We start from the raw sequence: 12,292 nt of genomic DNA on the forward strand, positions 1-12,292 counted from the left end.
TCACAATGGACGGGATATGTTGATTGTTTTTTCATCTCGCGGATGATTATTTGGCAGTTTGATTCCACGTGTCGTAGGCCTGCTGATAAATTTCGACCAGCCGGTCGCCGCCCATTTTCTTCACCTGCGACAAATAGTTGTCCCAGCCCGAGAGCGGCTCCTGGCCGGTGACGAATTTGGCCTCCATCTGCTTTACATACGTATCGAGGTCGGACCGGATCGCCGAGACCTCCGACTGCTGGTCGTTCGTCAAATAGACGTTCGGGAACGGCGCCTTGGCGATCGGCAGCAGCTTCGTCGCGTTTTGCTGATCCAGCCATTTGTCGAAGTCCCCCTGGAGCCCGTTCGTCAAATCGCTCGTATTGATTCCCGGCGCCACAATGCCATAATTCGGCGTCAGCTTCGATCTGTAATCGTCGCGGTTGCCGCCGCCCGGCACCGGCAGCCATTCCTTCACATGGTTCGTTTTGTCCTTATATTTCCAAAGGACGTTCTCGGGTCCCTGCGAGAACAGGGTCGCGCCGTCGTAGCTGTACAAATAATCGACCCAGCGCATGGAAGCTTCCGGCGACGGATTGGTGCTCGAAATCGCGAAGGTGCCATTGGCCGAAATGCCGGGATGCTTACCGTAAACCGGCGAGTCCGCGATCTCGCTCTTGACCGGTGTCATGAGCGGATTGCTCTCGTCCGAATCGCCGCCGAGCGTAAAATTCGGAAACCAGTCGTTGAACAGCCCGATCTGGTTATTCTTTCCTTTTGCTTTCTTCTGGTCGTCCGTTTGCGAGAACGTATCGTGATCCAGCAAATCCTCGTTCCACAGGCGGTTCATGAAGGTCAGGTAGCCTTTGTAGCCCTCTTCCTGGAACGGGTAGTGAACTTTGCCCTGCTTGTCGGCGTAAATATCCTCGTTGTACATGCCCCAGAAGCCGAAGAAATACATGCGCAGGTCGTCCAGCTTGACGGAAGTGAGCGGAATTTCGTCCTTTTTCCCGTTGTGGTTCGGGTCCTCGTTTTTGACCCGCTTCAGGTACGTGTACAGCTCATCCGTCGTCTTCGGCTCCGAAGCGCCGAGCGCCTTCAGAAACTTGCCGTTGTACCACATCGGGCCGCGGTACCAGACGGCGGACAGATCGATATACGGCAGCGCGTATATATGGCCGTCGGGCGTCGTGAAAGACTTGCGGATATCCGGATGCTCGTCGAAAATTTTCTTGAGGTTCGGCGCGTAGCCGCCGTCAATGTACTTCTCCAGCGGAAGCAGCACGCCCTGGCTGCCGTACGTCACCTGCTCGGCCGGCGTCAGGTCCGCCGCGTAGAAGATGTCCGGCAGGGTGCCGCTTGCGAAGATCAGGTTCTTCTTTGCCGAAAAACTGTCCGTCGGCACGTTCTGGTACTGCATTTTGATGCCCGTCATTTTCTCCATGTCCTGCAGAACGGGCATTTTGTTCCAGTCCTGTACGCCGATGTCCTGCGACATCATCTTCAGCGTCAGCGGCTTGCTGACGATCGGGAAACCGTCCTTGCTAACATCCGAAGCCGCATCCGCCGCCGGCTTATTCGCAGCGGACGTTCCGGCCGCCGCGCTTCCGGCGTCCTTGCCCGAGTCGGAACCGCAAGCGGCGAGCACCGACGCAAGCAGCGTCAGCGATACCGACAAAGCGGCGCTTTTCTTCATTGCTTTCGCCACATTCCTCTCCCCTTACCGTGAAAATATATGAGCAGATCAGCCCTTGACGGAGCCGATCATAACCCCTTGCACAAAATAACGCTGAAGAAACGGATAAATGGCAATGACGGGCACGATCGCCACGATGATCACGGCATATTTCACGAGCGCGGCAACCTCCGCCTTGCTGTTCAGCGCCTCCGCCGTCGTCGCATCGATCGAAACGCCGGCCTGCGTGGACAAATCCTGCAGCACCAAAATTTGGCGCAGCACGAGCTGCAGCGGATATTTCGCGCTGTCGTTCAAATAAATGAGCGCCGGAAAGTAGCTGTTCCAGTTGCCGACCCCGTAGAAAAGCGCCATCACGGCGACAATCGCCATCGAAAGCGGCAGGACGATTTTCACGAACAGCCGGAAGTTGCTGCAGCCGTCGATCTGCGCGGCCTCCTGCAGCTCTTTCGGGATTGAGGTCTGAAAGAACGTCCGGCAGACGACGATGTTCCAGATCGAAGCGGCCGACGGAAGGACGATCGCCCAAATCGTATTGATCATGCCCAGCTCCTTCACCAGCAGATAAGTCGGCACGAGCCCCCCGCCGAAGAACATGGTTACCATGAACATCGCCATAAAAAAGCCGCGCCCGGCAAAATCCTTTCGGCTGAGCGCATATGCCGCCGGAAGCGTTACCGCCAAATTGATGAACGTGCCTACCGCCGTATACAGGATCGCGTTCGCGTATCCGGTCCAAATATCCGCGTCCTGAAACACCCGCCGGTAGCCGTCGAACGTGATGCCCTTCGGCAGCAGCCACATTTCGCCGGAGCTGACGGCCTTCGGATCGCTGACCGATGCGCTGATCATATACAGCATCGGATACAGCACGACAACAAACGCAACGGTTAACATCGCGTAATTGAAAATCAGATAAGCTCTGTCCCTGCCCGTTTCTTTAATGGCCGAAACCGCCATAGCCGTTCCTCCCTTCTACCATAAGCTGCTGCTTTCATTTGTCCGGCGCACGATCTGGTTGACGAGCACAAGCAGGATCGCATTGACAACCGAGTTGAACACGCCGATGGCCGTCGAAAAGCTGTATTGCGCGTCCAATAGCCCCGACCGGTACACATAGGTGGAAATCACATCCGACGATTCCATATTGAGCGGATTTTGCAGCAGCAAAATTTTCTCATAGCCGACGCCCAGCAGCGTCCCCATATTCAGGATGAGCAAAATGGTCATCGCCGGGACGAGCGCCGGGAAATTGATGTGGCGGACGCGCTGGAAGCGCGATGCGCCGTCGATGATCGCCGCTTCGTGCAGCCCCGGATCGACGCCGGATAACGCAGCCAGGAAAATAATCGTGCCCCAGCCCGCGCCCTGCCAGATATCCGAGAGCACGTACATCGTTTTGAACCATCTCGGGTCGGTCAGGAAATCGGGGGTATCGATTCCGAGCCATTTGATCGCGTGCGGGATCAGCCCCGTCGAGGGCGACAGGAATGAAATGATCATGCCGGCCATGACGACGATCGAAATAAAGTGCGGCGCATAAGTGACCGTCTGTACCGCCCGTTTGAAAAAGCCGTCCTTCACTTCATTGAACGCAAGCGCAAGGAGGATGGGAATCGGAAAGCCGACGGCGAGCCCGTACAGGCTGATGCTGAACGTGTTCCACAGCAAGTCCCAAAAATAATACGAATGGAAAAATCGTACGAAATGGTCGAAGCCGACCCAGGGGCTCCCGATAATCCCTTTGACCGGAATGAAGTTTTTGAACGCGATCTGAATGCCGTACATCGGACCGTACACAAAGATTAAAAAGTAAAAAAAGGCCGGCGCGATAAACAGATACAGCTCCCAATTCCGTAAGACGCGTTTGAATAGGTGACGCTGTTTTCGTTTCCGCAGCTCCGGAAGCTTGTGCAATTCCGGAAGCGTGCCGCCTGTCAAGACGCTCTTGGCATCCTGCATGCTTCTCCCCCTTCCAGTCGATTTCTTGTTCCGCCTTACCGCCACCATAACCGACGAGCCGCCGCCTTGAAAATATGTCATTTCCGGACGGTACGGAAACGCTTGCACCGTTTAAAATCTCCTTTATTCGAAACAACTTCATCGGATTCGAATCGGGGCAGGCAGGCGTGAGGGAGCAAAAGACATTCGTGCCGATGTGTAAAATTTGCCGTAAGGCGGTCAAAACGCCGTCCTCGATCAATTTCGGCCTATCCATCGGATGAGCGGAACGGCTTATTGGAAGCGGTTTTTCTCATGTTATCAAAAATAACATACCGGTGTCCGCTGGAAACGGGTTCCATGTTTACGGCTTGGACGGGAAGGATTCAGCGCCAGAAATGGAGAAGTTGTCGGAACGAATTCGGATCGGAGGCGGGGGGATGGCCAGAACTTGGGAGGTCGTGCCGTGGGTAAGCAATTGGGCACGGATGTATGAGAAGGAAGCGGATATGCTGCGGGCGATATTCGGCGGTGAGCTTGAGGCTATCCATCATATTGGCAGCACGTCCGTGCCGGCGGTCGGCTGGGCCAAGCCGATTATCGATATTTTAGTTGTCGTCCGGAATATCAATGCAGTGGAAGGGTATCATGACAAAATGAGGAACGCCGGATACCGGCCGCGCGGAGAGAACGGCATTTCGGGACGTAGCTATTTTACGAAAGGGGAAACGCCGCGAACGCATCACGTCCATGTCTTTCAAACCGGCAATGAATCGATACGGAGGCATCTGCATTTCAAGGCTTTTCTAATGGAGCACCCGGAGGAAGCCGCGGCGTACGGCCGGTTAAAGCAGGAGATTCTCGCCGCCTATCCCCATACCGAATACCAGCAGGAGAAGGAAAAACGGATGCGCCCCTTCGTCGAAAAGGCGCTGAATTGGGGGCAGGAACGATAAACGACAGAAAAAAGTATAGCTTCTTACTTAAATTAATTATAAAATTGGAAGGGACGTACCTAATCAACCCCATTAAACTCTAGGAGGCATAATGTAATGACACAAGTCAGCTTCGATTTAACGGGTAAAGTCGCGATCGTGACCGGCGCGGGACGCGGGATCGGACGAACGGTTGCGGAAGGTTTGGCGCACGCCGGCGCGGACGTCGTGCTGACCGCCCGGACCGAAGCCGAGGTGCTGAAGGCCGCGGAGGAAATCCGGCTTGCGACCGGGCGGCGGACGCTTGGCGTAACCTGCGACGTTTCGGACAGCGCCGCCGTCGATTCGGCCGTGCGGCAGGTGATGGAGACGTTCGGGAAAATCGATATCCTGGTGAACAATGCGGGGACAACCGTCCGCAGTAACGCCTTCGAACTGAGCGAGGACGAATGGGATTTGATCGTCGATACGAACCTCAAGTCGGTATTCCTCATGTCTCGGGCGGCCGGCCGGCATATGGTCGAGCGCGGAAGCGGGCGCATCGTCAATATCGCTTCCGCCGCCTCCGAATTGACGCTGTCTTTTTCCACCGTTTATGGTCCGAGCAAAGCGGGTGTCGTCCACCTGACGCGTCAGCTCGCGATGGAATGGGCCAAATCCGGCGTCACCGTCAATGCCGTCAGTCCCTGGTTTTTCCGGACCTCTCTGAACGAGAAAAATCTCGACAACCCAGAGGTCAAGGAGGTTATCGAGCGGCGCACGCCGATGGGCCGGTACGGCCGTCTGGAGGAACTGATCGCGCCCGTCCTGTTCTTCTGCTCCGACGCTTCGAGCTACGTGACCGGGCAAAACCTGCTCGTCGACGGAGGCGCCTCCCATTTCGCCATTTGAAGCTTGGAAGCCGGGCGGTCTTCACGCCAGGCAAAATCAAAAAACCATCCGCCTTCCCGACTCGAAGAACGGATGGTTTTTTGCATTTCGCCGGTCGAAACCCGGCCCGGGGCGGCAGGTGATCTGCCCGCCCCGAGCCGAGAGCCGCCGGTTCGGTCCCGGATGCCGCTACTGAGCCGCCGTCCGGATCCAAACGGTCATTTCGCCTTCCTCCCGGTTGCCCCACAAATAATACGGCACGGCCTTCAGGCGGACCGGCTCCGCCGCCTTTTCCTCCGCCAGCGGCCGGTAAGACGCGTCCTCCGGCCAGGAGGCCCGGTCGTCCGCGCACCCGTCCGCTTCGATAACGACCGCTCCGCCGCACAGCCCCTCGTCGAACCTCGAATCCAGCTTCGCGGTACGCACGATCGACAGCGACGCCATCGGGCTGCCGTTGTCCGTTTCCTCCAGGCAGTACACGAGCGGACCGCGTTGAATCGCGGCTTTGCCCGCATTCGCCCGGATGTCCGGGCGGGCGGCGATCAGCTCGGCCGCAAGCTCGGGCCGCCACTCCACGACATCGCCCTGCGCCCAGGCGCGGGTCGCGACCGCGTACCCGTCAACGGCGTCGTATTCGGCCGGCGACCCGTTAATCATCATCGCGGCTTTGCCGCGGCACCACGACGGGATGCGCAGCGCCAGCGAGAAGGCCCCGCCCGGAACGCCGGTCAGCTCGAAGCGGGCATAGCCTTCCCAAGGCAGGCGCGATTCCTGCTTCAGCGACACCTGTCCGGCGGCAAGGTCGAACTTCGCTTCGCTGCCGATAAACAGGTGCGCATACACCGTGTTGTCCTCCGCCGCGGCGGTATAGATATAATCGTTCAAGGAGCTGAGCAGGCGCGCGACGTTCGGCGGGCAGCAGGAGCAGCCGAACCATTTTTGCCGGACCGCCTTGACGTGGTGCCGGCCCGGATTTTTCTCGGACGCCTTCGGCCAAACCTCGAGCGGGTTGACATAGAAATAACGCTTGCCGTCCAGCGACATGCTGCCGATAACGTTATTGTAGAGCGCCCGCTCCAGCACGTCGGCGTATTCGCTCTTCGCCTCGATCTGCAGCATCCTGCGGGCGAAAAAGATCAGCCCGATCGACGCGCACGTCTCCGCGTAAACGGTATCGTTCGGCAGGTCGTAATCGAACGTAAACGCCTCGCCGTGATGGGTCGAGCCGATGCCGCCCGTAATGTACATCTGCTTTTTCGTCGTGTTGTCCCACAGGCGCCGGCAGGCGGCGAGCAGCTCCTTGTCGCCGGTGAGCCGGGCGAGGTCGGCCATCGCCGTGTACATATAGACCGCCCGCACCGAATGCCCGATAGCCGTCTCCTGCTCGCGTACAGGTTTGTGCGCCTGGTTATACGAGAGCTGCTCGACGGTCGGGATTGGCAGCTCCTTCTTCGCCCAATGGTTGTAGCCGCCCCTGCGCTTGCACTCCTCGACGAAAAAATTCGGCTGCTGGCCGCGCTCGTCAATGAAAAACTGCGCCAGCTTCAGGTACCGCTCCTCGCCCGTTACCCGGTGCAGCTTCACGAGCGCCAGCTCGATCTCCTGGTGGCCGTCGTAGCCGCGCAGCTTGCCGGCCTCCCGCCCAAAGACGCTGTCGATGTGATCGGCGAATTTGCACATGACGTCCAGCAGCTTCCGCTTGCCGGTCGCCTCGTAATACGCGACGGCAGCCTCCATCATATGGCCTGCGCAGTACAACTCGTGCGCCTCGTGCAGGTTTGTCCACGCCTTATCCGGTTCCTTGATCGTGAAATACGTGTTCAAGTAACCGTTTTCATGCTGCGCCTTGGCAATGAGCTCGATTACGTCATCTGCGATCCGCTCCAGCTCGGCGTCCGGATGGCTTGCCAGCGAATAGCCGACCGCCTCCAGCCATTTGGCCAGGTCGCTGTCCTGGAACACCAGACCGCCGAATTCGCCTTCCTCGAGACCGGAGGCAATCCGGAAATTGCGGATCGCGAAGCTCGGCTCCGCGCCCGGGATTTTATCGTTCAGCGCGTCCCATTGATACGGAATGACCGTTTCGCGCACCAGTTTTGTATATCCGTTCCAAAATCCGTCCTCGATTCGTACCTGCTTGCCGCCATGTTCGCGGGTTGACAGACTCATTCGTTTTTCCCCTCCCGAAATATACGGATTGATTATGGTTCACACTCAGTTTATCCTTGTAAATAAGAACAAACTATGAATAAACCGAACCTGTTTTTATAAGATTTCACCCTGTTTCGGGAAAGGAGGGCCGGCGGTGGACAAGACGACGGTCATTGAAATGGAGGCGCCGCCGCTGCCGTATTACATTACGACGGGGCATTCCGTTTATATGCCGGGCGAGCAGCATCCGAACCGGCGCAGCCTCGGCATTTTCGATTTGCTGTGGGTCATGCGGGGCACGCTGTACATCGGGGAAGACGACAAGCAGTGGGAGGTTTCGCAGGGCCAGACGCTGCTGCTGCTGCCGGACCGCTACCATTATGCGGCCGCTCCATGCAGAACCGAGACCGCCTTTTATTGGATTCACTTCGATTATCATGGAAAATGGAGCGCACTGGACGCCTCCGCTTCTCCGTCTTACCCGGTCCGGCAGACGTGGGCCAACCCGTATACGCTGCGGCTGCCGCAATACGCCGAGCCTCCGCAGCTTGCGATGGCCGAGCGCCACCTGCGCAAAATGGCGGCCAACTCGGGCGAGCGCCGGTCCGCCGCCTATTGGAGCGAGCAGCAGCTGTTCATGGAGCTGCTGCGGCTGCTCGAGGAAAGCCTGCGCGGCGAGGGCGGCGGCGCCCCCGGCGCGGCGCTGGCCGAGCGGACGGAGGCGTATTTGCGCCAGCATTACCAGTCCGAGGTGACGAACGAATCGCTGGCGGAGGCGCTGCATTTTCACCCGAACTACATCGTCCGCTGCATGAAGGAGGTGTACCGCTGCACGCCGATGGAATATTTGCACGAATACCGGCTAGAGCAGGCGAAGCTGCTGCTGATCAAGACCGAGTGGCCGGTCGCGCAAATCGCCGAGGAAGTCGGCTTCCGGTACGCGCCGTATTTCTCCAGCCGCTTCAAGCAGTACGCCGGCATGCCGCCGCTGCGCTTTCGCAAGCAGTATTCGCTATAGCGGTAAGCGGGCCGGGCGCCGGACCGCGGTATGGAGCGGCCGGTGCTGTCCGGATCCCGCTTGAAACTTCCGGAGTTTCTCTGACGTCTATCCAATGAGCACGTTGAGAGGGGTTGATAAAAGTGAGGAAAAGGGCGAAGCTTGCCGTCTTGTTTTTTGCCGTCGCTGCTGTCGCTGCATCGAGTCATGCGCTGGCGGCGGAAAGGATCCCAATTCGGGTCAACGGCAGCATGATCGCATCCGGCGTTTCCCCCTATATTTCAAAGGGGACGACGCTTGTTCCTTTAAGCGTCATAGCGGAATTGAAAGGAGTTCGGATTGTATCGTGGGATCATCCGAATAAGACGGTCACGTTAGCGCTGAACAAACAACAAGTGAAACTGAAAGTCGGCGAAGCCTTTGCCACGGGCGAAAGTCAAACCTACCCTCTGCCGGCTGCAGCTGCTCTCCGGCATAATCGGGTCATGGTCCCGCTCCGATCGGTCGCCGAACTTTCGGGCGCCGCCGTCACCTGGGACTCCGCCCGAAAAACCGTTTCTGTCGATTCTCCGGCCGAAACAAGCCATCCGACCGCCGCGCGCCGACAGACGGCCGAGATCATCATTGACGGCTCCCATTATACGATTCCGGTCGTCAGTGAAGAACTTAAACGGTACAGCTTTGCCGCATCGACATCGAAGGGCATCGTCTGGTCTCCCGCGCCCGAGCGATCCGAATTCAGAGACCCGACCGTCTATTATCCGGACGAACCTTATACCTTTTATTTGAGCGATCCGAAAATTCACAGCCTGAATATCCATCAATCCAGAAAGCTGTTTGCGCTGCCTGCAGCCGAAGACGGCAAATATACGATACTGGACGGAATATACGGCGTCGGGGATTACGTGATCTATCACACTTACGTGATCGGAAAAGGAATGGCTCAGGCGTTTGAATCCCAGGCGTGGGCGATGAAGGTTACGGAGCCTCAAAGCCGAAAAAAAATCGAAACCTTTCATTCGGCGGGCGGATATTTTCATTCCTTCGGAATCGTTCAACAGGACGGGCTCTACGTTTCGTTAAGCCAGATTCCGGGAAATCCGGACGGCAGCTATAACTACGAAGCGCTTGTTTATAAGACAACAACAGATCAAACGGTCAGGCTGCAGAACTTTACGCGAACAACAAAAGGCCTCCAGTTCAAATTCGATGGGAAAAATTATACCGTTCCATTAACGCAGGTATGATTCCCACAGGACAAAAAGAACCGCCCTCGCCTGCAGCATGCAGGTCCGGGCGGTTTGAGACGGTAACGCATGCGCTGCGGCTTTATGCCTTCACGTCAAACGAGCTCTTCAGCGACACGATCCGGTTGAACACGATGCGGCCCGCGTCCGTGCTTTTCGGGTCGACATTGAAATAGCCGTGGCGGAAAAACTGGAATTTGTCGTTTCCGGACGCTTCCTGCATGTTCGGCTCCACGAAGCCCTTCAGCACCTCGAGCGAATTCGGATTGATCCGCTCCAGGAACGGCTTGTCGTCCTCGCCTTCGGCATCGTCCAGCAAGAGCGGCTCGAACAGATGGAATTCCGCCGGAACGGCCTGCGACGCCTCGACCCAGTGGATCGTTCCCTTTACTTTGCGGCCGGTAAAGCCGGTTCCGCTCTTCGTCTCCGGGTCGTACGTGCAGCGCAGCTCGGTGACGTTGCCGTCCGCGTCCTTGACGACTTCTTCGCATTTAATGAAATACGCCGATTTCAGCCGCACCTCGTTGCCCGGGAACAGCCGGAAATATTTGCTCGGGGGATTCTCCATAAAGTCGTCCCGCTCGATATAAATTTCACGCGAAAACGGAATTTGGCGGCTGCCCATCGCTTCGTTCTCGGCGTTGTTCTCGGCTTCGAGCATCTCCACCTGCCCTTCCGGGTAGTTGGTGATGACGACCTTCAGCGGCTGCAGCACGGCCATCGTGCGCGGCGCCTTCAGCTTGAGATCCTCGCGGATAAAATGCTCCAGCATCCGTTCGTCCACGACGCTGTTTGCACGGGCAACGCCGATTTCGCGGCAAAAGGCGCGAACCGCCTCGGGCGTATAGCCCTTGCGGCGCATCCCGCTGATCGTCGGCATGCGCGGATCGTCCCAGCCGTCGACAATGCCGTTATCGACCAGCATTTTCAAATACCGCTTGCTCATGATCGTATTCGTCAAATTCAGACGCGCGAATTCGTACTGATGAGGCTCCGATTCCATCTCGCTTTCCCGGATCGCCCAGTCGTACAGCGGACGGTGATCTTCGAATTCCATCGTACAGATCGAATGCGTGACCCCTTCGATCGCATCGCTGATCGGATGTGCGTAATCATACATTGGGTAGATGCACCAGGAGTCGCCCGTGCGGTGATGATGCGCATGCGCGATGCGGTAGAGCACGGGGTCTCGCAGCGTAATGTTCGGCGAAGACATGTCGATTTTGGCGCGCAGCACCTTTTCCCCGTCCTTGAACTCGCCGGCCCGCATCCGCGCGAACAGATCGAGATTCTCCTCTATGCTGCGGTCGCGGTACGGACTGTTTTGGCCCGGCTCGGTCAGCGTGCCGCGCATTTCGCGGATTTGGTCGGCCGTCAGGTCGCACACGTACGCTTTGCCTTTCTTGATGAGTACCACGGCGCGATTGTACAATTCCTCAAAATAATCCGAAGCGAAGTGAAGCTCGTCCCATTCAAAACCGAGCCACTGCACGTCTTCCTTGATCGCCTCTACAAACTCGGTGTCTTCCTTCAGCGGATTGGTGTCGTCGAACCGAAGGTTTGTGCGCCCCTTGAATTCGTCCGCCAGTTCGAAGTTGAGGCAAATCGATTTGGCGTGGCCGATATGCAGATAGCCGTTCGGCTCCGGCGGAAAGCGCGTGATGACCTCGCTCACTTTGCCTTCCTTCAAATCGCTCTCGACGATATTTCTAATAAAGTTGGAGGATGATGTTTTATTGTCCAAGGCGACCAACCTTTCCCGGATAACATGATTATCCTACTATAATACACAATTTCTCCCCGGTTTATAAATAGCGGCCGCTAGATTTTAGAGAGAAGCCAATCGATTACGGAAGAGGCCGGAAATTGCGCATAAAAATTTCAAAGAAGCCGTTGACTTTACCTGTTCGCGCGAATATAGTTAGTTTAGCTAAGTAAATATTTCGTAATCCGAAGGAGTGATGCGTCAACAATGCCTCCAGACCGCGACATAACCGAAGCGCTCATCCGAGCGATCCGCCAGCTTGGCCGCCTGCTGCGCCATAACATGAAACCGATCGAAGGCTGCACGCCGGCCGAATCGATTATGCTGTATGTCGTCCGCAGAACGACGGAACACAAGCCCGAGGGCGTTAAAGCGTCCGAGCTTTCGAATTTCATGCGCGTCGCCTCGCCGACCGTTACGCAGTCGCTTAACGTTCTCGAGGCGCGCGGTCTGCTCGAACGAACGTCCGATCCGGGCGACCGCAGGGTCGTACTCGTCCGGCTGACGCCGGAGGGGCGTCGTTTGACCGAGATTGCCGAGCATGAGCTGCATCGCGATATGCAGGACCTTATCGGCTATCTCGGAACGGATCGCACCGTGCAGCTGACCGAGCTGCTGACCGACGTTTACCGGTTTTTGGACGCCAAGGATGGTAAATCCGACCCCTGCATGAAACCGGAACCGAAACCAAACGAATGAAGGTGATTCCGT

At 57.2% G+C, this 12,292-nt stretch carries 10 protein-coding genes; 5 read left to right on the forward strand and 5 right to left on the reverse strand.

What is annotated here, in order from left to right; translation table 11 throughout:
- Nucleotides 1–46: 46 nt before the first annotated feature.
- The 3 genes from PD282_RS25595 to PD282_RS25605 are packed head-to-tail and all read right to left on the reverse strand — an operon-like array spanning nucleotide 47 to nucleotide 3,637.
- Nucleotides 47–1,675, reverse strand: a complete 1,629-nt coding sequence (locus tag PD282_RS25595; RefSeq protein WP_274655469.1) for a type 2 periplasmic-binding domain-containing protein — start codon at nucleotides 1,673–1,675, stop codon at nucleotides 47–49.
- Between the two features lie 48 nt (nucleotides 1,676–1,723).
- Nucleotides 1,724–2,635, reverse strand: a complete 912-nt coding sequence (locus tag PD282_RS25600; RefSeq protein WP_274654443.1) for a carbohydrate ABC transporter permease — start codon at nucleotides 2,633–2,635, stop codon at nucleotides 1,724–1,726.
- Nucleotides 2,636–2,650: 15 nt separating this feature from the next.
- Entirely contained in the window at nucleotides 2,651–3,637 is a 987-nt protein-coding gene (locus PD282_RS25605; RefSeq protein WP_274655471.1) for an ABC transporter permease, read from the reverse strand.
- A gap of 419 nt (nucleotides 3,638–4,056) precedes the next feature.
- On the opposite strand from PD282_RS25605, the gene PD282_RS25610 reads away from it, so the two are divergent.
- Nucleotides 4,057–4,572 (forward strand): GrpB family protein, encoded by a 516-nt coding sequence (locus PD282_RS25610; RefSeq protein ID WP_274654445.1) that lies wholly within the window; start codon nucleotides 4,057–4,059, stop codon nucleotides 4,570–4,572.
- A 96-nt stretch (nucleotides 4,573–4,668) separates the two neighbouring features.
- Entirely contained in the window at nucleotides 4,669–5,442 is a 774-nt protein-coding gene (locus tag PD282_RS25615) for an SDR family NAD(P)-dependent oxidoreductase (protein ID WP_274654447.1), read from the forward strand.
- A 168-nt stretch (nucleotides 5,443–5,610) separates the two neighbouring features.
- On the opposite strand, the gene PD282_RS25620 is transcribed toward PD282_RS25615, so the two are convergent.
- The gene (locus PD282_RS25620; RefSeq protein ID WP_274654449.1) at nucleotides 5,611–7,590 is read right to left on the reverse strand and encodes a glycoside hydrolase family 127 protein; all 1,980 of its coding nucleotides are present in this window, start codon (nucleotides 7,588–7,590) and stop codon (nucleotides 5,611–5,613) included.
- Nucleotides 7,591–7,726: 136 nt separating this feature from the next.
- On the opposite strand from PD282_RS25620, the gene PD282_RS25625 reads away from it, so the two are divergent.
- A complete protein-coding gene (locus PD282_RS25625) occupies nucleotides 7,727–8,590 on the forward strand; it encodes a helix-turn-helix transcriptional regulator (protein ID WP_274654450.1) in 864 nt (287 codons plus the stop codon).
- Nucleotides 8,591–8,712: 122 nt separating this feature from the next.
- Nucleotides 8,713–9,816: a copper amine oxidase N-terminal domain-containing protein gene (locus PD282_RS25630; RefSeq protein ID WP_274654452.1), complete on the forward strand. Its 1,104-nt coding sequence runs from the start codon at nucleotides 8,713–8,715 to the stop codon at nucleotides 9,814–9,816.
- An 82-nt stretch (nucleotides 9,817–9,898) separates the two neighbouring features.
- On the opposite strand, the gene PD282_RS25635 is transcribed toward PD282_RS25630, so the two are convergent.
- Entirely contained in the window at nucleotides 9,899–11,560 is a 1,662-nt protein-coding gene (locus PD282_RS25635) for a glutamine--tRNA ligase/YqeY domain fusion protein (protein WP_274654454.1), read from the reverse strand.
- A gap of 228 nt (nucleotides 11,561–11,788) precedes the next feature.
- On the opposite strand from PD282_RS25635, the gene PD282_RS25640 reads away from it, so the two are divergent.
- Nucleotides 11,789–12,280, forward strand: coding sequence for a MarR family winged helix-turn-helix transcriptional regulator (locus tag PD282_RS25640; RefSeq protein ID WP_274654456.1), 492 nt, complete (start codon nucleotides 11,789–11,791; stop codon nucleotides 12,278–12,280).
- Nucleotides 12,281–12,292: the final 12 nt, after the last annotated feature.

Source organism: Paenibacillus humicola, from assembly GCF_028826105.1.
In the GTDB taxonomy this organism is placed as follows: domain Bacteria; phylum Bacillota; class Bacilli; order Paenibacillales; family Paenibacillaceae; genus Paenibacillus_Z; species Paenibacillus_Z humicola.